We start from the raw sequence: 20434 nt of genomic DNA on the forward strand, positions 1-20434 counted from the left end.
CTTGCACCGTCTAGTGCGCCCAAAGCCACACCGCACAGGATGCCTGCCCGATGACCACCCCACCGCCACCCGCCTTTGATCTGACCCACTCGCGGGGGTTCATCAACTGGCTTGCGGGCAGTGGCGGATCGCTGGCCTTCACGACATACCAAGCGGGCAAAGTCTTTTTCCTTGGCATCAAACCCGACGGCAGGCTTTCGGTGTTCGAGCGTAGCTTTCCGCGGTGCATGGGGTTGGGGGTCAGCGACGATGGCCGCACGATGCTGCTGGCCACGCAGGCGCAGCTTTACCGCTTTGACAACATCCTGCCAGAAGGCGCGCGCCAAGACGGATATGACGCGGTCTATGCCCCCAAACAGACGTGGATCACCGGCGACATTGATATTCACGATGTGGATATCGGCGCGGATGGCCCTGTCTTTGTGAACACGCTGTTCAACTGCCTTGGGACTGTCTCCGACGGGCACAGTTTTCGCGCGATCTGGAAGCCCGCGTTCATTGACCGCCTTGCCGCCGAAGACCGCTGCCACCTGAACGGTATGGCTGTGGCCGACGGGCAGCCGCGCTATGTCACGGCGGTGTCGCGCTCGAACGTGGTGGACGGCTGGCGCGACCGCCGCGACAGCAGCGGCATCGTGATGGATGTGACCACAGGGCAGATCGTGGCCGATGGGCTGTCCATGCCCCACTCCCCGCGCCTGCATGAGGGGAAGCTGTGGATCCTGAATTCGGGCAAGGGCGAATTTGGCTGGATCGATCCCGCGACGGGCGTGTTCACGGCCATAGCGTTTTGTCCGGGATATGCACGGGGGCTGACGCTTCTGGGCGGCTACGCCGTTATGGGGCTAAGCCTGCCACGGGACAACAAGACCTTTCAGGACCTACCGCTGGACGCCGCACTGGCCACGCGGGACGCAGCCCCGCGCTGCGGTCTGCTGGTCATTGATCTGACCACCGGTGACACGGTAGAATGGGTCCGTATTGACGGTATCATAACCGAGCTGTTCGACGTGGCCTACCTGCCCCGCACCACCTGCCCCTCGGCCATTGGACTGAAAGGCAGTGATATCTTGCGCACGATCAACATCGACGAAAGCTGACAGGCACGGGGCGCTCAGTCGGGCGGCCTGCGCCCCAACCGCAGAACCAGAGGCATGACCAGCACCACCAGCACCGCCGCGATCAAGAAGGGCGCACCGGGGAAATAGAGGCCGCTGCCGTCCACAAACCGCTCGAACGTGGCGGTCAGGACCAAAGGTGCCGCCACCGCCGCAACCGAGGCAAGCGCCGCGATCACACCTTGCACCAGCCCTTGGGCGTCCTCGCCCACACGGTTGGCAGCGAAGGCGGTCAGCAACGGGGGCGCCATATCGGCCAGCGTGGCCAGCGGCAGGACCATGGCCACAGCCCAAGCCGCCGTTGAAAACCCGAACCCCGCCAACCCCAGCACCGCGCATCCGCACGCCAGCAGCAGCGTCCTGAAATCACCAAACCGCCGCGTGAGATACGGCAGCAGCCCCGCCTGCACCCCAGCGATCAAAAGGCCGTAGGCCGACAGCGTCAGCCCGATCACAAACCCGTCCCAGCCAAAGACTTCGCGGCCCCAGAACGCCCAGAGCGTCGGATAGACCATATTGGCGAACTCGAACACAAAGATGCACACCAACGGCACCGCCAGCCCCGGAACCAAAAACGCCCGCAAGATGCTGGCAAAGGGGTTCAGATCGCGGCGCCCGAAGGGGCGGCGGTTTTCGGGCTTCAGCGACTCCGGCAGTACAAACAGCCCGAAGACCACGTTCAGCGCCGACAGGCCCGCCGCAATCCAGAACGGCGCGGTGATATGCCAGCCTGAAGCGATGCCACCCACGGCTGGCCCAAAGACAAACCCGATCCCGAAGGCCGCCCCGATCAGGCCAAAAGCCGCGCCGCGCTCCTCGGGGCGTGCGATGTCCGATATATAGGCGGTGGCGGTGATATAGGTCGCCCCCGCCATCCCCGCGATCACCCGACCGACCAGCAATACCCAGAATGTCTGCGCCATGGCCATGATGACGTAATCCAGCGCAAGCGTCGCCAATGCCGCAATCAGCACGGGCCTGCGGCCAAAGGCATCGGACAAGCTGCCCACGATGGGGCCGAACAGAAACATCGCCGCCGCATAGGCCGACATCATCACACCGCCCCAAAACGCGCCTTGGGCGGTGTTGGCCGCCCCGACACGGTCCATCAGATCGGGCATGATCGGGAAGACAATGCCAATGCCGATGGCATCGATCATCAAGGTAGCGAGGATAAAGAGGTACGGGCCGTTCAGCTTCATCCCTCCACCTGAATACCTGTGCGGGCGCTGTTGCAAGGTCTAATCACGGGGCACAGGGGGAGAGATCGCCCTCGACCACGCGGCACGCGCCGGGGCGTTGCTGCTCCAGCCGCAACAGTTGGTTCAAGCGACCAATCGCAGCACGTGTCTTTTGCGGTTTCGAGACGCTTGTCTACTTCACCACAAACCCAATATGGCCGATCTTTTCGGGGCCGGATTTTCAGCGCGCAAGGTCATCGGCACCAAATACGGGCGGCGCCAAGGCGCCACCTGCGTCCTTGGCCAAGCCTGAGGGCTTGGGCTGAGGGCTTCGGGTCCGCCAAAACAGCGGCCCCCGCCAGAGACAGGTCAGCCGTAGGCGGCCAGCACCTTTGCTTCGCGGGCTTTCAGGGCCAAGCGGGCCGTATCGCCGTAACCGCCCAAGTTGCTGCGCAGCTCGGGGAAAAGGGCAAACAGTTCTTCGCGGGTCTGGTCGGCCAGACCGCCCACCCCGAAGGAAGACGGGTGGTAGCTTTCGGTCGCAATGCCGTTGGCAAAGATGATCTCGTGCTGCTCGAACATGATGTGGATGTAGGTCACGCTCTCTTGTTCCTGGATCACCACGTCTTTGCCGTCGACCATATGCAGCGCGGGAACCAGCACTTCGGAGTGACCAAACAGCAATTCTGCCTGATACCCTTTGACCAGCATCCGATGCTGGGGCGAGACGACCAGATCGTCTGTCGCGCCCTGCCAGACGGATTTGTTGAACTTGACCGGGGCGAATTTGCCCTTGCCTTTGACCGTTGTCTTGCCGATCCACGCGATGCGCTTCATGCCGTTGTCTTGCGTCATCACACGCTCGCCGACCTTCAGGTCCTCGATCTTGCGCAGGCCTGCGTGGGTTGCGATCAGGGTGCCGGGGACGAAACAGATGATGTTTTCGATGTTTGCAAAGTTGACCACGCTACCGTCGAGCAATTCAACCGTGCCGGACAGGCCGCCCGCATTCACGTCACCGTTGGTGAAGGTCAGCGTGGTGCGATCTGCCTGGCCATTGAGGTCCAGCGTGTCGCCACCCGTCTCGCCGCCTTCGCCGCCGTCGATGGTCAGGTTTGCGGCCCCTGCCTCGCCCAGATCGGCAAGGGTGAAAGTATCGTCGCCAGTGCCGCCTGACAGCGTGTCACCTTGGGCGGCCTCAAAAAGGTCATCGCCGTCGCCGCCGCTGATGTCGTCCGCGCCCGTGCCACCGATAAGGGTGTCATTGCCGGTACCGCCGTCGATTTCGTCGTTGCCTGCGCCGCCCATGACCGAGTCATTGCCGGTGCCGGCATCGACCGTATCTGCGCCTGCGCCGCCCGTGACGCTGTCGTCGCCATCGCGGGTGCGGATGTTGATGCCGGTGGTTGTCGCCGTGGCATCCACGTTGTCATTGCCCTCGTCCAGCCAGATCTGCTCGATCTCGGAGAAAGTCAGGCTGTTGATGCCCGAGGTCATCGTACCGGCCTCGTTCGCGGTATAGGTGACGGTGATCGGGTCCGAGGTCGCGGACATGTTCGTGCGGATAAGGTCGTTGTCGGTGCCCGTGGTGGTCCCTTCACCGCCGACAATGGTATCGGTGCCAAAGGATGTTTCCGTCACGAAGGTGTCGTTATCCGCGCCGCCCTGCAACAGGTCATTGCCTGTCATGCCGTTGATGATGTCAGCCCCGTCGCCCCCCGCGACCGTGTCATTACCGTCAAAGCCAAAGACCAGATCGTTGCCCGCGCCACCGTCAACGACGTCGTCGCCCGCGCCCGCAAGAACGGTGTCGTTGCCCGTGCCCCCATCGACCGTGTCATCGCCTCCGCCCGAGCTGACGTTGTCGTTGCCCGCCCCCGCAACAACGCTATCGTCGTTCGAGCCATCGGCCGCGTCATTGGCGTCGATCATGTCGCCTTCGGGATCGCCGGTGTAGCCCGCGTTGATCACGTCGTCGCCGCTGGTGCCTTCGACAATATAGTTGGGCAAAGGCGCTGGCAGCAGCAGGTTTTCGATCTCGGAGAAAGTGACCGTGATCCAGTTGCCTGCCGCATCCTGCACCTCGACGGTGCCCGAGGTGCTGTCGGTATCCGCGTCCTGCGTCTCGGTCAGGTTGCGGTAGTACGTCCACGCGCCAAGGTCGAGCGTGTCATTGTCCACGCCGCCCGTGCCCCCATCGACAGTGACCGCCGCGCCATCCACATATCCGCCCGCAAGCAGGTCGATATTGTCAGCATCATCGCCGCCAAGGACGGTGTCATTGCCCGACGTGAGCTGGATATAATCGGTGCCTGCGCCTGCATCGACGCTGTCGTTGCCGCTGCCCGCGTAGATCGCGTCATTACCCGTGCCTGCGGACAGGGTGTCATCACCGCCCTCGCCGTACAGCGAGTCATTGCCAATGCCACCCGTCAGGCTGTCATTGCCTGCGCCGCCGTCGAGATTGTCGTCGCCCGTGCCGCCGTCGATGGTGTCGTTGCCTGCGCCACCGTCAAGGTCATCGCCGCCAGCACCGCCCGAAAGGGAATCGTTATCCGCGCCGCCGCTGAGGTAGTCACCGCCGTCGCCGCCATCAATCGTGTCGGCCCCGTCGCCGCCATAGATCAGGTCATCATCGGCATCGCCAAACAGGCTGTCGTCGCCCGCGTTGCCATAAAGGGTATCGGCCCCTGTGCCGCCGCTGACCGTGTCGTCGCCTGCGCCTGCGTTGACGACATCGTTGCCTGCGCCCGCTGTGATACTGTCGTCATTGGTGCCTGTCTGGTTATCGCTGGCGTCCACCATGTCGCCTTGGGGATCGCCCAGATAGCCCGCGTTGATGGTATCGGCGCCGCTTGTGCCCTCAACGATGTAGTTGGGCATCGGAATGCCGATCGCGGCAAGCGCTTCGGGGTCGTCGAACGTGGCGGCCGGCACACCGTTCAGAACGATGCTCTCGCCGCCCGGGAATGTCAGGATCGCGTCGCCCGACCCGTCCCCATTGGTGTCCGTGACGGTTACGTCATCGGTGTTCGCGACTGCCCCGTTCAGGTCGGTCATGCCGCTTACATCAAGCTGGTCCACGCCCGTCCAGTTCCCGCCGGCGTCCTGCGTGGGGCCCGCAAACCCGTCAACACCAGCCGCCCCCGAGCCATCGGCCAGCACGATCGTGTCGATGCCACCGCCCAGCGTGAGTGTTTCGATATTGGCAAAAGTGGCCGTGCTGGTGCCGTCCGTAACCGTGCCGTTTTCAGGGTTGCTGCCAGTCAGATCAATCGTCAGATCACTCGTGACATTACCCAGATCAAGCGTATCTCCGCCTGTCTCGGTAGCCTCGCCGCCGTCAATGAGGTCATTGCCGAAGTTGTCCTCGAGGATGTGCAGGTCGTCGCCGCCTTCCCCCGAAAGGGTGTCGTCGCCTGTGCCGCCTGACAGCGTGTCATCGCCATCGCCCGCGCTAAGGCTGTCGTTGCCGGTGCCGCCGAGGATTGTATCGTTGCCCGCGCCGCCAGACAGCGTGTCGTCATCCGCGCCGCCATCGATGCTGTCATCGCCGCCGCCGCCCCCGATGGTGTCCATCCCGGTGCCGCCAAGGATTGTGTCGGCCAAAGCGCCGCCAAAGATCAGGTCGTTGTCCGCCCCGCCGTCAATCTGGTTGTTGCCAGTCGAGGCGTAGATCTCGTCGTTGCCCGCCCCACCAACGAGCGTGTCATTGCCGTCGTCACCAATGATCGTGTCATTGCCGGTGCCGCCGTCAATGCTGTCGCTGCCGGAATCGCCATCGAGATAATCGGCACCTTCACCGCCAAGGATCGTATCGTCGCCGCCCTGACCAAAGACTGTGTCATTGCCGTCGCCCGCGATGACGCTGTCGTTGCCAAGGCCCGCTTCGACGCTGTCGTTGCCCGTGCCTGCGTCGATCGTGTCGTTCCCGGTTTCGGCCAATATGGTGTCGTTGCCCGCCCCCGCCTGAATGCTGTCGTTGTTTGACCCGTCAAGCGCATCGGCGGCGTCGATCCTGTCGCCTTGCGGGTCCAGCGCATAGTTCAGGTCGATCAGGTCATCGCCGCCCGTGCCTTCAACGATGTAGTTCAGCGGAATATCCGCCTGCGTGTTGATGGTGACATAGCCGACGTCGGTGTTGCCCGCGGAATCCTGCACCATATAGGTGAAGGGCTCGGCGCCGACATCACCGTCGGACAGGACCGTCAGCGTCATGTCGGGGTTCAGGGTGATCTGCTCTCCTGTGGGGAGGGTAACCGTCTGGCCGATGACCACATCGGTGCCGTTAATCTGGGTGATGACCAGCCCGCCGCTGGTAAGGTCGATGTCATTGGCCAGCACGTCCACGGTGGTTGCGGTGTTCGGCTCGACGGTAACGGTATCGGCAAAGGCCAGCGCCACGGTCTGCACACTATCCGCGGCGATCAGAACATTACTGTCATAGACCCCGTCACCGCCATCGCCCAATGCGATGCGGATCGTGTTGGTTCCGGTCGAGTTTACAGGTGCCTTGATCGACAGCACTTGCGTGGTGCCGTCCATTTCCGTGTTGTAGGTATCGCTGGCGATCGGGTTGTCGACATAAAGGTTCGATGAAACCGTATTGTTGATCGTGTCGATCGAGATCAGATCGCTGGTGCCAGGCGTAAAGGGCACGTAAGAGCCGTTGACCCACACGCCAAACGCATCATTCACACCGCCGTTCACATACTCCAGATACTCCTCCGAGGAGAAGGTAAACAGCATGGTGATATAGTCGTTTGTGGTGGTAAAGGTCGTCTCCAGCACCACCGCATCAAAGGTCGTCTGCCCCGTCACCGCATTCAGGTCCGCATCACCTGCGGCGTTGTTGTTGGTGCTGGCCCCGTTCTCTGCGGTGTTGGTGTCTGCCGTCCCGGAGGAGTTGGTAAAGTCGGCCGCCTGCCCCGTGGACAGGATAATGCCTGCATCCCCCGGTGCGATACCGCCCAAAGTAGCGTCCGCACCCGAATACGTCGCCGTGGCCCCCGCCGCGCCCGTCAGGGTCGCGCCAGTCACCGTGGCACTGCTGCCGAAAATTGTTTGCGCCAGATCAAGCGCGCTTGCGCTGGTGTTGATCGCCAGTTCCGTTGCGGTGGGCATAACGTCTCGTCTCACTTTTTAGATCATGCCGGAAAATGGCAAAAACCGTTTACTTGACCGAGGCGCACCAAACACATGGCGCACCAGTTCAGTGCCGTAAGTGACAGCTAAATGAGGAGCCAATGCGCCTAAAGGTTGCTAATAAGTGGACATTTTTCGTGAAATACAGGGCAATTTTCCCGCCAAACGTGTCCGGCAAAGAACCAATGATTATCTCAGGTAGTGGATTTGTCGCAATGTGGACACAATCGTCCAATTCGTGCCTGAACCTGCCTTATTCGGGTTAACCGGCCTCCCACGCTACCGCGGCGCCGTTCTGGCCAAAGACCACCCCGATACCGCCAAACACCGATGGCAAAGCCATTGCACAAAGTGGCACCGCCCCTAAACTGGCGGCACACCCACCGCGCAGCGATGCTGGCGGGGCATGACACACGGAAAGGCACATCTATGGCAACGCGCACGGCAATCATCGGTCTGGGCATCATGGGCCAACGCATGTTGGAGCATATGATGCTGCATCCCGAATTCGAGGTCACTGCCGTTTGGGACCCCGACAAGGCCGCCTGCGCTGCTGCGACCACTGCTGCGCCGCAGGTACAGGTTGCGGCAGATGCCGCTGCCGCGATTGCCGCCGCCGATCTGGTCTATCTGGCCTGCCCGCCTGTGCCGCGCAAAGCCTACGCGCTGGATGCCGCCGCACAGGGCAAAGCGGTGTTTCTGGAAAAGCCTTTGGGCATTGATATAGACGAAAGCCGCGATCTGGTGGCACAGCTTGACCAATCCGGCGTGCCCGCAGCCGTGAACTTTACCCAAGCAGCGGGCGACGCACTTACCGATGTCAGTGCTGCGGCACGCGATGGCACGTTGGGCACGCTGATGGGCGTCGACATCATTGTGACCTATCCTGCGTGGCCCCGCGCATGGCAACAGTCCGCAGACTGGCTGAGGTTTCGGCACGAAGGCGGCATGACCCGCGAAGTAATCTCGCATTTTCTGTTCTTCTCGGAGCGTATCCTCGGCCCGCTACAGATCGAATGGGCACAGCCCACCTACCCCGCCGATCCGACCTTGTGTGAAACCCATGTCGCAGCGCGTCTGGTCAACCAAGACGGCCTCCCCGTGAGCCTTATGGGCAGTGTCGGCGGTGCCCAGCCTGACCGACAGGAAGTGACGGTCAAAGGCAGCAAAACCAGCCGCAGGATTTCCGAGTTCTCCCGTGATGCGGCCTCGGACGGGGGCGCGTTCACCCCTGTGGCGCCCGAGCCCGCCGATCCGCGTGCCGCCAGCCTGAAGGCACAGCTGGATGACCTGGCATTGCTGATAGAGGGCAAGCCGAACCGTCTGGCCACCCCCGCCGAGGCCTTGCGCGTGCAGATACTTGTCGAAGGCATCCTTGGAAGCGATCAACGCGCCAAATCAGAGCCCCCGCGATGAGCGCGCAACTACACGCCGCGCCGCAGACCTGCCACTGGGGCTATTTCGATGCGGCGCTGCCCCCTGCCCTGACCATCAACAGCGGCGAAGAGGTGACGATCGAGACCGTCTCGGGCAGCCCGCAGAATTTACCACCCGACGGGTTCCACGTCCCGCCCGAACTGTTGGCGCTGCACGCCGAAGGGCCACCCGCCATGCCCGGCCACATCCTGACAGGTCCTGTTGCGGTGCGCGGTGCGCAGGTGGGCGATGTGTTGCGGGTCGACATCCTTGATGTCGCGTTGCGGCAGGATTGGGGGTTCAACTACATCGGACCGCTCAAGGGGACGTTGCCACAAGACTTTCCCGACCTGCACCATACCATCATCCCGCTGGACGCTGAACGCGGCGTGGCGCGGATGCCTTGGGGGCTGGAGCTGCCACTGGCGCCGTTCTTTGGCGTCATGGGCGTGGCCCCGCCCGCAGCATGGGGCCGTATTTCAACAATCGAGCCTCGGGTCCATGGGGGCAACATCGACAACAAGGAGTTGGTCGCGGGTAGCACGCTGTACCTGCCCGTTTTGACGGATGGTGCGTTGTTTTCATGCGGCGACGGCCACGGCGCACAGGGCGACGGTGAGGTCTGCGTGACCGCAATCGAAACCGCGCTGCGCGGGCGGTTTCGCCTGACCGTCCTCAAAGACCGTGACCTGACATATCCGCAGGCCGAGACACCCGACCACTATATCACCATGGGGATGCACCCCGATCTGGATCGCTGTGTCGAAATGGCCTTGCGCGATATGATCACGCTGGTGTCCCAGCGGGCGGGCATCAGCCGCGCGGACGCCTATATGCTGTGCAGCCTTGCGGGGGATTTGCGGATAACGCAGACCGTGAACCGCGAAAAGGGCGTGCATATGATGATGGCAAAGCATCTGGTGGATAGGGCGTAGTCCTGCCTTTGAATTTTGTACCGATCGGCAATGCCGCTGATCGCCCCCCGTAGTCAGGGGGACGCATAGCGCAGATTGATTTTGGCACAGGCAGATGCGCACAAGAACGCCGCGCCAGATTGCTCCGGCGCGGCGGTTGCTTGTTCTGCGCAATGGGGCAGATCAGAAGATCATATCGTTCACGTCCATCTGCGCTTCTTGTACGCCCAGCAGGGTCAGTTGGTTGCCCCCCCCAAGGTCCACAACCAGATCCGCACCGACGTTTGTCGCCGCCGTCTGGAACTGCGCGAAGTTATTGATCGTGGACAGGGCGTCAAAGTCCAGATCATCGACGTTCACAAGGAAGTCCGTAATCACATCAGCGCCTTGACCGTCGGCGAAGACAAAGTCATCCGCGCCAATGCCGCCTGTCATGGTGTCGTTGTTGTTGCCGCCCGTGATCGTGTCGTTGTTCACACCGCCGTTAAGCACATCCGAGCCGTCACCCCCGTCGATCACATCGTTACCGCCTTGGCCCTCGATGGTGTCATTGCCGCCATCGCCGTTGAGCGTATCCGAGCCTGCGTTGCCCGCGATGCTGTCATTGCCACCGCCGCCCATGGCCACGTCGTTGCCAAGGCCCGCGTCGATCGTATCAAGGCCCGTGCCGCCGTCGATGGTGTCGAACCCGTTACCGCCAAGGATGCTGTCGTTGCCGCCACCGCCCTCGATGGTGTCGGAACCTGCGACGCCGCGCACCTCATCGTGGCCGTTGCCGCCGCGCACCGTGTCATTACCCGACCCACCGTCGACGGTATCGTTACCGTCGCCGCCATCGACCAGATCAAAGCCGGCACCGCCCATGACCACGTCGACACCTTGGCCGCCGAACATCTGGTCGGCGTTGGCCTGACCCGACATCGTGTCATCGCCAAGGTTGCCGCGCATCGTGTCGTTGCCTGTGCCGCCGCTCATGCTGTCGGTGCCGTCACCGCCGGCCAGATCGTCCGTGCCGGTCCCGCCCAATAGCGTGTCATCGCCCATGCTGCCGATCAGGCTATCGTCGCCCCCCGCCCCATTGAGCATGGACCCTGCGTCGACAGCCGTAACCGTCTCATCGCCGCCAATGCCGTTACCGATAAAGTTCTCGAAGTTGACCAACGCCCCTGCCACGCCATCGACAAAACCGGTTTGCAGGTTAATGGTGTAGCCACCTGTGGAGGTATTCTGAAACGTGTCGTTCCCTACTCCGCCGTCGAAGACATCAACGCCAGCGCTTGCAGTGCCTTCCATGCGGTCATCGCCCGCCCCAAGATCAACGAAATTGAGATTGCTGGAAATGCCGGTGCCCTCGGACACGGTATCATTGCCGGACCCCGTGGTGAGTGTTCCTGCGTAGCCGATGCTTGTGTTCAGGTTGGCGGTCGCAAGGCTCCCGTCTGACAGCACGGTCACGTCGTTGACCGTTTCAATCCTGACCTGATCATCCGCGCTGATTCCCGTCATGGTCACAGTGCGAAGAGCCGAGTTATCGCCTAGAATGACCAAATCTGCCCCCCCATCCGACGCGACAATACTGTCATCGCCGCCGGTCGAGACCATCATATCATCGCCTGCACCGCCATCCAGCGTATCGGCAAAGTTATCCGCGCCGCCGCCCATCAGGTAGTCATAGAGCACGTCGTCATCGTCGCCGCCCAGAATGCTATCAGCCCCAAGGCCGCCCTGAAGCGTGTCACGACCCGCCCCACCGTCAATGGTATCGGCGTTATTTTCCGCATGCACCAGATCATCGCCCGTCCCTGCGGAAATGCTGTCTGCGCCGCCACCGGTATTGATAGTGTCATCCCCGCCGCCCGAATTTACGGTCGCGTGGCCTGTGCCTGTCTCGATCAGTTCACCAAAGTCGGTGGTCGTCAAATTGCTTGCCGAGCCATCGCCGTTCACAAAGGCGATCGTGTCCGTGCCCTCAACAAAGCTGCTCACGTTCCATCCCGAGACATCGAAGGTCTCGGAAGCCTCCATATCAAGTATTAACCGGTCTGTGCCTGCAGACCCCAGGATCGTCGCATTGGCCGCCAGTTCGTCCAGTTCATCAATCTCCCCCGCGGTAAGGTTGAATGTCGTCCCGCCCGAATCCGAGAACCGGATCTGCTCGATCGAGACCAGTTGCAGCCCTTCGTTCAGCAGGTAGGTGCCGGCATCAAGCAGGTAAAGCTCGTCCATGCCGTCGCCACCGTTCAGCGTGTCATCGCCAAGGTGGGCGTTGACCCTGAACAGATCAAAGTCATCGTTGCCCCCGTTTCCGATCAGGTTATCCGTCATGATAGAGCCGGTAATAAAGTTGCCGCCCGTGTTCCCGTTGACGGTAATGGCACCATCATCGCCGCTGGCGCTGTTGTTGAAGTCGGCAAAGGTCCAGTTGAGCATGGAGAAATTGCCGCTTGAGCTGGAAATATCAATAATCAGCGACTCCGACGTGCCCGCCGCCGCGTTGCCTTCAATCTCGACCACTGTGCCAAAGCCAAAGCCAAGCTGGTCATTGGTCATCCGCAATGTTGCCGAGCTTGCAGAGGCATCGTCATGGAAGTTGATGATTTCCATATCGTTGAACGACCAGCCTGTCAGATCAAATGTGCCGCCCTGACGCACAACCAATTCGTCAATGCCGTTGCCGCCGTCGATGGTGCTGTTCGATCCGTCCAGATCTTGATTATACACATGCACGATATCAAAGTCGTCACCGGCCAAAATACTGTCGGCCCCAGCGCCTGCAAAGATAACATCGTCCCCATCCTGACCTAGGATCGTGTCGTCACCCGCCTCGCCTATAAGGGTATCGTCGCCAGTGCCGCCCTCGACCAGATCATTGCCACCGCCGGCATAGATGACGTCATTGCCCGCGCCGCCTTTGAGCGTGTCACTAAAAGCACCAGAGTCGATTGTGTCGTTGCCGCCCATGATGAGGCTCATCAATCCGGGCCCGTCCGCGTTTACCAGATCAACAGCAGGGGCGCTGAAGCTGTTGACAAAATACTCATAGCTTTGGCCGGTTACGTCATAAAGCAGTGTATCTATCGTGCCGCCGGTGATCATACCGCCCGAGGTCGTAATCCCGCTGCCGGCGTAAATGTTAGACTCACCATTGTCGGAGGAAAAAGAAAACCAAGTCGAAGAGCTTTCCGACAAAGTCGCAAAAGTGAACAGGTCCGCGTTGGACATGTCCAATGCGATGGTTTCGGAGTTCGCTGCTTGTGTACCAATATTAGCCATGACGTACCTTTCAGGTTAGGTGATGTGCCGACAAGATCGGCAAAATTCAAATGAGTGCGCGGGCCAAACACGCGCTTGGCAAGGTGAAACAGTAGCGGTCCCAATTAATACGAAGTTCGCGCTCAGGTTTGTTGCCGTTTTGTTAACGAACTGTTTACCAATCGTCTGTGAGATAGATTACATTAACCATCTATTTCTCCAAGCCCTGTGGGTTTTTTGTACCGCCCTTCCCCGCAGCGCAACCCAGAGGGGATACCGATGCGGGAACTTCCCGCCATTGGTGCGCAGCGCTCTGCGCTGAGGGTCGTATCAGCACGAACCCTTCCCGACCGTACGCAAACGGGCCGCCGTGCACGCCGCCCTGCGTCGGCAGGCGTGCGCACCGCGCATCAGCTGCGCTGAAATCTAGAAACTGTCGATATAGGGCGCAAGCTGGTCCGGGGTCACGATCCCTTCGAGCGTGAGCGTGTTGCCTTGGCCGAAGTCAAAGACGGTATTCCCCGCCTCGACCTGCGCAAACCCAAGGATCTGTGCCGCGGATTGCGGCTGCCCGCCCCACAGCGCGCTGTCGAATTGCACGATGTCCAGTGCCCAGTCCTCGATCACGTCATGGCCGTCATCGAACACAAATGTATCGCGCGAAGCGCCACCGCGCAGCGTGTCGTTGTCCAGCCCGCCGCGCAACGTGTCCTGCCCGCCGCCGCCGTTGATATAGTCGTCCCCCGCACGGCCCGTCAGTTGGTCCGCATCCTCGCGGCCAAACAGCTGGTTTGCATTCGCGTCGCCGCGCAGATCGTCCGCAAAGCGGCTACCGGCAAGCCCTTCGATATCCGTATAAACATCGCCCGCCGCCTCTCCGGTATTGAGGGACGCATCGGCAAGATCCGCACGAATTGCCGTCAGGCTTTCGGAATATTGGGCGCGGTCGAAATTCTCGCCCCCGCTGAGCATGTCTGCCCCGACACCGCCGAACAAGACATCGTTCCCGATGCCGCCATAAATCTCGTCATCTCCGGCGCGGCCAAAGATATAATCCACGTTACGCTCGCCGCTCAGGACGTTGTTGCCTTGGGTGCCGCGCAGATTGTCGGCGCCCTGACTGCCCGTCAGGTTCTCGATGCTGATGAAGGTATCGCCTGCCGCTGCAAATGTGTTTTGGCTTGGGAACCAAAGATCAACCCGAAGAGAGCCGAACGACCCTGCGTAGCTGACCGTATCGCTGCCCGCGCCGCCGTTGAATACATCCGCCCCGTCCGCATTGGACAGCATGGACGGGCTGCCGCCGTTCAGCACATCATCGCCGTCACCGCCATTCAGCGTATCGTCGCCGCCCAGCCCGAACAGGACGTCATCCAGAACCGTGCCCTCGACCACGTCCGCCACAGCAGTGCCGTTCCGCGTGGCCGTGCCGATGTCAAAGGTCAGCGTATAGCTGCCCGCCCCTGTGCCGCCCACAACCAGATAATAGGTCCCGCTTTGCGCAACGGACGAGGTCAGCGTGACGGCACCTTGGGACAGGTAATCGCCGTCCACCTCGGTGATAAAGCTGCCGTCGGCGGCAAAGAGGCCAAAATTGGCCCGCGACAGGTTGACCGACGTAAGGGTCGAGACAAAAGTCACGCCTGCGGTCAGGTCAACGGCAATCCAGTCACCGTTGATTGCGTCACTTGTCTGCTGGTCGTTGTCCTCCCGTTCCAATCGGCCTGCAAAGCTCTCTCCACTGTCCAAGTGATAAGGCGTGAGACTGCTTTCGCCCGCGTCAATCAGCTCGGTATAGGTCGTGGGCAGCGACACTTCTTCATAGGTGAACTGGTAGTCTTCGTAGTAAGCGGAGTGCAGATCGACAAAGAACTGCCCCGAACTCAGCGCGGTGCCTTCAAGGATCGCCACGCCCGGGCTGGACAGCCGGTCATTTTCGACGGCAACGATGTCGCCCGCACTATTGCGCAGGTCCATGTCGATACCACCGACATCAACAGAGGCTGTGAACCGATAGCTGCGCCCCTCCACCAAGGTGACTGCCATCCAGTCGCCTTCGCCCTCTTGACCGCCATCATCGCTTTGAGGAGAGAAGCTATCCATCGTACCGCGAAAGACTTCGCCCACGTTCAGATCATACACCGTGCGCGTGGAAGCGGCGGCGTCCTGAAGCTCGGACACGCCCACTGCATTGACAACTTCGTTCAGGGTGAGGGTATATTCTGCTGTCCAGCTGTTCGTCACCCCAACAAAATAGGTGCCGCCAATAACGGCTGTGCCTTCGATGATCGTCCCGTTAACGGTCCGGTCAAATCCGACAAGCGCACCGCCAAACTGGTTAAAAAGCACCATTTGCGGAAAGAAGCCGCCGCCGGTGAGTTCCATGGAATAAGTTGTGCCCTGCTCCAGCTCAACGCGGATCCAGTCATATTGCGCGTAGTCTCGGTTCATATACCCTGTAAATGTCTCACCCACGCCAAGCGTTGTCGGGGTGGTGGTAAGATCGGTGCTGGCGATCAGTTCGGTCACGTCTGATGGCAGGGTCGTCTCGGCCACGCGGATGGCATAGTCATCCGCCGACCCGCTTGTATCGACGGAAATAAAGTATGTGCCCGTCTCGAACACCGTGCCTTGTGCAACGGCCTGTGTGCTGCTGCGCAGTTCGGGATTGTCCTGCGCGATTTCGCGGCCCTCGCGGTCGTACAGGATAAATTCAGCATTCTGGCTCGTCGTCGTCGTGAGCGAGATTTCATAGTCCTGCCCTGCCTCCAGCACGACCTCGAACCAGTCCTGATCGGTCGTGAAGCGTGGGATGTTCCCGTAATAGGTCCCGCCAACGGCCAGCAAACCGCCCTGTTCAAACGCACTGTCGCCGTCATAGTCAAAGCGGCGCGACAGGATCGCGATGGCGGCTGGTGCCCGTTCGGGGATGGTAGAGGTCAATGACGCGCCCCACGTGCCCTCATAAGCCTCGTCCGCGACCTCAAGCGCGTTTCCAAGCAGGTCCTGATAGCGCGTCACATAGGTGGTCAGGGGGGCGTATTCCTCAAACACCTGATTGGTTTGCAGCCACGGGGTTTTATACGCGATGGCAAAGGCATCGCCGAAGGTGCGCACCACCTCCAGCGTTGCAGTGGCGGCCAAGGCAAACTGCCCGCCGATGTTCAACATATCGACAAACTGGCTGACGGCATCGGCAAAGAAATCAACGAACTCGGTGTTGTTGATGAAAACCGCATCCTCAAGAAAGCTGCGGGACAGGCCTGACAGGTCTTCGTTCTCCAGCGCCGTGTGCAGCACGTCGCGCTGCTCTAGCGTGGTGACAAGCCGCAGAACGGTGTTCAGCGCGCCCAAGGCGTCCTCCCACGAGCTGGGCAAAGAGACGCTGTTGATCACCGTTGTCGCGTCATTTGCATTTTGCGCAATCGAGGTGATCAGCTGGCGGACCCGCAATTCGCCCAACATCTCTGACGGAGAGTTCCCCGCCTGCAAGCTGGCCGAGAGCGCGTCCCCCAGTTGCGTAACCCCCTCCCACAGGCTTTTGTAATAGCCCGCCAGTTCGGTGACCTGCGCGACCCGCAACACCGCACGCCCGTCCTGAAACCCGTCGATGAAATTCTCGATCATCCCGACAGAGACATCGCTGACCTGCGAGACGGCAGATTCCGCCAGATCCCCCAGACCGCCAGCGCCTGCAATCACCCCCGCGTAGACGGCTGTGGCGGTGCCTGAAATGAACTCCCACGTGCCTGCAAAGTCATTCGAGAAACTGGTGGTCAGCCCGTCTGCACGGTCAAAAACCGCATCAATCGAGGATTGCAGGTTTGCCTCTTGGGACAAGAAGCTGGCGTGGTAGTCTGGGTTGGCAAATTCGAGGTAGTCCACCAAGGTCTGGCTATCGGGGCCGATCTCGAAACTGCTGTCGCTGATCTGGGCGACGATTTCGATGTTCTGGACCAGATTTTGCACATTCAGCGACGCGTCGAAGATGTTGTTTGACGCAAGCTCGACACCGCCAAGGTAGGTGATCGTTTCCTCAATTGCGGTGGGAAGACGGGTGAGATCGAGGGCGATAAAAGCATCTAGGTGGGCGCGCAGCATAGGGTCACAATCTGGTAAATTTTAATTCAATCTATGGTGATCAACATCCGCAAAAATTTTGCCAATCGCAAGCCAAAGATCGATGCGGCCCGGCGCGATGTGCCGCAAAGATCACGTTAGGGTAATATATGGGTGAAAAGGGCCAGCGGCGGCGCGGGTGTGTCGTGCGAAACCCACAATGGGCAAACAAAACACAAACTTGTCCTGCATGGCGGCAGACTGGCCCCGAAAGACCGCGTTTGGCGCACCTGTGCCCCTCTTGGGAAACGGTCGAGGGCACCTTGTACTGACTAGTCGATCCCGCAGGCGCGCTGCTCGTCCTCGGTCAGGTGGTCTTGAACGGCGATGGCAAGCTCTTTGAGATGCGGACCATAGTGGTGCCAGCGTTTGACAGAGCTGCTGTAGATCGGTTGGCGCACTTGGGCCACCGAGGCCGTGTTCACCCCGCGTGTCGCACCTGTGTGGTCAAGAACGTCGTCCGTCCACGGCAGCCCCACGAACGCCAACAACCCGCGCATCTGTGTAGGCGCATCGGCGACGATGTCCTCGTAATTCACAACGCGCACCTGATCGGGCAGCAACCGTTCCCAATGTGTGGCAAGATCATCGAACAGGTTATAGGTCAGGCCCAGCCCGTGAAACGTGGTGCTGAACGTCTGGTTGCTGCCAAAGTTCTGGGTGTAGTTGGACAGCAAGCAATCAAGCGGATGCCGCCGCATCAACACAAACCGCGCCCGTGGAAAGGCCATGGCAAGCACACCGATGTAGTAATAATTCGCGGGCATTTTGTCGGTCACCACATCGGACTTCAGGCCCTCTTTGTGCAAAAACTCGACGTAGTCTTCGGCGAATTGGTCGATGGTATCATCGGTCAGGTCGGAGGCGGGGCGCTCCTTTTCCAGCACCGCACGCAGCAAGGCGTTCTTTTGGAACGCGGTGTGGGTCGCCAACATTTCGCCGCCCGCCTGCACATCGGGATGGCGCGAGAACATCTGCTCCATCAAGGTGGTGCCAGAGCGGGGAAGCCCGCAGATAAACACAGGCGCATTTGTGCGCAGCCCTGCCTGCGCGTGCTGCGCCATCAGTTGCGGCGTGACCAGGTCGCGCACGCGGGTATTTTGATCCAGCGCCTTTTTGCGGTCAAACGGATACAGCTGCGCCGTGGCCGCATTGGCGCGGGCAAAATGCCCCGCCGCCGCGTCATAATCGCCCAAATCCTGCGAAGCCTTGCCATGGGCAAAATGATAGGCCGATACGGTTTCAAGTGGCGCGTCGGGATGTGCCGCCAGCGTAGCGCCTGCGTCGTTTAGCAAGGCAATCTCGGGGCTGTCGGCAGTGGTTTTCCGAAGCGAGACCAGACGGACAAGAGCGGCAATGCCGAACGCCCCCTTCCCCGCGATGCGCAACAGCGCCTCTGCGGCCTCTTCCATCCGCCCGGCGGCCCCCAGAATTGCGCCCAGATGCAGCCATGGTTCTTGCGCCTCCGGCACCAGTTCAATCGCACGGCGGGCGTGATGTTCGGCGGCATCGTGACGCTCGCGGCGAAACAGCGTCAGCGCAAGGTTCGTATGCGCGGCAGGTGACTGCGGATCCTGCGCCAACACGCGGAACAACACATCAACCGCAGGCTGGAATGCCGAGGTGCGGATATAGGCCTGCGCAAGGTTCAACCGACTGTCGTTCAGGGTATCATCCAGATCCAGCGCGGTGCGCAGGGCCGAAATTGCACGCGGATAGTCTTTGGTAATTACCAAGGCCGCGCCAAGATTGGCATAGGCCAGCGCGTGCTGCGGGTTGGTATCCACCCCCGCCTGAAAGATGTCGATAGCCTCGTCTATGCGGTTCTGTTTGGCCAGAAGCGTACCGTAATCAACAATGATACCGACATCATTCAGGTCCAGCCCCATGGCCCCCTTCAGCTCGGCCAGACCTGCGTCAATGTCGCCCTGCATCGCGGCATTCAGCCCGCGCATATGCACAAGGCGCGCGACCTCGCCGTGTGTCCCGATCAGCTGGGTCAGCATCGCCTCCGCCTTGCTGTAGCGGCCCGCGTTTTGGTGACGGCGGACACGCTCCAGATCGGCGCTGATCGCCTCTAACGGGTCGTGTTTCGAAAGAGGCGCATCAACAGGCATAGGACTTCCTTACAACGTGGCAGCGATCAGGCCGCACGCGCTCCACGCGTGGGATAGCCCAGCGCATCGGCGCGCGCGGCGAGCTTTTGTGTGACCGAGGTCGGGACCATGCGTTTGGCCGACACCCGTGGTAGCGCCATTTCGGGGATCATGGGGGCATCCACCCGCTCGGCCCCGTTTTCGAAATTTACGCGGTCTGCAAAATCGACAAAGGTTTCGGCGGGGGCGTTTTCGGCAAGCAGCAGCTCGTGCGTGCCCGTTTCAATGTGGTAGTAGGTGAACGCCGCACCGGGGTTTGCCACCTGAGTGATCGAGCGTCCGTTCAGCAGCGTGTGCGCGTCAAACAGGCGCCCGTCGACCTCTACCGCGTGGTTGGGCGACAGGTACAAATCCCGCGAGGGCACGTTTTCGCCCAGCGATCCCGCCGCAAAGCGGATCGGGTTTACCTTGGCGGGCACCGTCGTAGCGGCCTCAACGTGCTGGATGCCCAGCCACTGAACCTCTGTCTCGCCGTCTACGGTCAGAAGGGTATCGCCGGCTTTGATGTCCTCGACGTTGATCACGCCGTCTTTTGTCGCGATTTGGGTCCCTGTCAGGAAGCAGGTCAACGCGGGCGCAGCGGTCGTCAGGCTGCTGACGCCGTAAAAGCCACCGTTGAAAATAATCGAGGTGAAGTTACCAGCGGTGGCACCCGTAGAAACCGTGCCCACACCCATCGCAACCACGACGTTGTCGGCAGGGTTTGTCGCGACGAATGTGACGTTTCCTCCTGAGATGACAGACGAGAATACAACCGACATCTGACCCGCGAATTCGGAGTTACCGGCCCCGTCGTTGAATGTAAGTGTCACGCCACCAGAAGCTACACTTGTGTCAGAAACAGAAAGCACGCCGCCAAGGAAACCAGGAGTATGTGAAATAAATTCGGTCCCCGCGTTGGCTGCATTCGAGCTGAGCGTGAAATTCACGCCGTCGTCGGAAAAACTTAATGATGCATCAGCGGCACCATTACTGGATGCTGCGCCGTCGTCGAATTCAAATGTTGGCATATCGGTTCCTTAAGGTTTCTATGTCAAATTGCATTATCGTACCTGTTCGGCAGGATTTTCTCTACTTTAAACTGCATATTTTTTACTGCCACAATCACTGATTGCAGGCTGGATGAGCATCGG

10 protein-coding genes are annotated in these 20434 nt (G+C 60.6%); 4 read left to right on the plus strand and 6 right to left on the minus strand.

The genetic code is table 11. The features are described 5' to 3' along the window. The first annotated feature begins 50 nt into the window (after positions 1–50). Positions 51–1100: a TIGR03032 family protein gene (locus ABMC88_RS16730; protein WP_349578036.1), complete on the plus strand. Its 1050-nt coding sequence runs from the start codon at positions 51–53 to the stop codon at positions 1098–1100. Between the two features lie 14 nt (positions 1101–1114). On the opposite strand, the gene ABMC88_RS16735 is transcribed toward ABMC88_RS16730, so the two are convergent. Continuing rightward, a complete protein-coding gene (locus ABMC88_RS16735; RefSeq protein ID WP_349578037.1) occupies positions 1115–2320 on the minus strand; it encodes an MFS transporter in 1206 nt (401 codons plus the stop codon). Between the two features lie 348 nt (positions 2321–2668). After that, complete coding sequence (locus ABMC88_RS16740; protein WP_349578038.1) at positions 2669–7423, minus strand: choice-of-anchor L domain-containing protein; 4755 nt, start codon at positions 7421–7423, stop codon at positions 2669–2671. Between the two features lie 450 nt (positions 7424–7873). Here ABMC88_RS16740 and ABMC88_RS16745 point away from each other — a divergent pair, with 450 nt between their 5' ends. After that, positions 7874–8860, plus strand: a complete 987-nt coding sequence (locus ABMC88_RS16745) for a Gfo/Idh/MocA family protein (RefSeq protein WP_349578039.1) — start codon at positions 7874–7876, stop codon at positions 8858–8860. Next, positions 8857–9795: an acetamidase/formamidase family protein gene (locus tag ABMC88_RS16750; RefSeq protein ID WP_349578040.1), complete on the plus strand. Its 939-nt coding sequence runs from the start codon at positions 8857–8859 to the stop codon at positions 9793–9795. Before ABMC88_RS16745 ends, ABMC88_RS16750 begins: the two co-directional genes overlap by 4 nt. A gap of 162 nt (positions 9796–9957) precedes the next feature. On the opposite strand, the gene ABMC88_RS16755 is transcribed toward ABMC88_RS16750, so the two are convergent. Continuing rightward, entirely contained in the window at positions 9958–13047 is a 3090-nt protein-coding gene (locus tag ABMC88_RS16755; protein ID WP_349578041.1) for a calcium-binding protein, read from the minus strand. 258 nt (positions 13048–13305) lie between these two features. Between ABMC88_RS16755 and ABMC88_RS16760 the strand changes: the two genes are divergently transcribed. Then, positions 13306–13449, plus strand: a complete 144-nt coding sequence (locus ABMC88_RS16760) for a hypothetical protein (protein WP_349578042.1) — start codon at positions 13306–13308, stop codon at positions 13447–13449. Between the two features lie 3 nt (positions 13450–13452). Here ABMC88_RS16760 and ABMC88_RS16765 read toward each other — a convergent pair whose 3' ends face one another. The 3 genes from ABMC88_RS16765 to ABMC88_RS16775 form a co-directional block, all read right to left on the minus strand. Then, positions 13453–17127 (minus strand): calcium-binding protein, encoded by a 3675-nt coding sequence (locus tag ABMC88_RS16765; RefSeq protein WP_349578043.1) that lies wholly within the window; start codon positions 17125–17127, stop codon positions 13453–13455. A gap of 290 nt (positions 17128–17417) precedes the next feature. Then, positions 17418–19262, minus strand: a complete 1845-nt coding sequence (locus ABMC88_RS16770; protein ID WP_349578044.1) for a tetratricopeptide repeat-containing sulfotransferase family protein — start codon at positions 19260–19262, stop codon at positions 17418–17420. A 26-nt stretch (positions 19263–19288) separates the two neighbouring features. Then, on the minus strand, positions 19289–20311 hold the full coding sequence (locus ABMC88_RS16775; RefSeq protein ID WP_349578045.1) for a Hint domain-containing protein: 1023 nt from the start codon (positions 20309–20311) through the stop codon (positions 19289–19291). Between the last annotated feature and the right edge of the window lie 123 nt (positions 20312–20434).

This window comes from Sulfitobacter aquimarinus (assembly GCF_040149565.1).
GTDB lineage: Bacteria > Pseudomonadota > Alphaproteobacteria > Rhodobacterales > Rhodobacteraceae > Sulfitobacter > Sulfitobacter aquimarinus.

Excerpts from the sequence above, each read along its gene's own strand:
- ABMC88_RS16730 (WP_349578036.1), top strand. The coding sequence starts at position 51 with ATGACCACCCCACCGCCACCCGCCTTTGATCTGACCCACTCGCGGGGG.
- ABMC88_RS16735 (WP_349578037.1), bottom strand. The coding sequence starts at position 2,320 with ATGAAGCTGAACGGCCCGTACCTCTTTATCCTCGCTACCTTGATGATC.
- ABMC88_RS16740 (WP_349578038.1), bottom strand. The coding sequence starts at position 7,423 with ATGCCCACCGCAACGGAACTGGCGATCAACACCAGCGCAAGCGCGCTT.
- ABMC88_RS16745 (WP_349578039.1), top strand. The coding sequence starts at position 7,874 with ATGGCAACGCGCACGGCAATCATCGGTCTGGGCATCATGGGCCAACGC.
- ABMC88_RS16750 (WP_349578040.1), top strand. The coding sequence starts at position 8,857 with ATGAGCGCGCAACTACACGCCGCGCCGCAGACCTGCCACTGGGGCTAT.
- ABMC88_RS16755 (WP_349578041.1), bottom strand. The coding sequence starts at position 13,047 with ATGGCTAATATTGGTACACAAGCAGCGAACTCCGAAACCATCGCATTG.
- ABMC88_RS16760 (WP_349578042.1), top strand. The coding sequence starts at position 13,306 with ATGCGGGAACTTCCCGCCATTGGTGCGCAGCGCTCTGCGCTGAGGGTC.
- ABMC88_RS16765 (WP_349578043.1), bottom strand. The coding sequence starts at position 17,127 with ATGCTGCGCGCCCACCTAGATGCTTTTATCGCCCTCGATCTCACCCGT.
- ABMC88_RS16770 (WP_349578044.1), bottom strand. The coding sequence starts at position 19,262 with ATGCCTGTTGATGCGCCTCTTTCGAAACACGACCCGTTAGAGGCGATC.
- ABMC88_RS16775 (WP_349578045.1), bottom strand. The coding sequence starts at position 20,311 with ATGCCAACATTTGAATTCGACGACGGCGCAGCATCCAGTAATGGTGCC.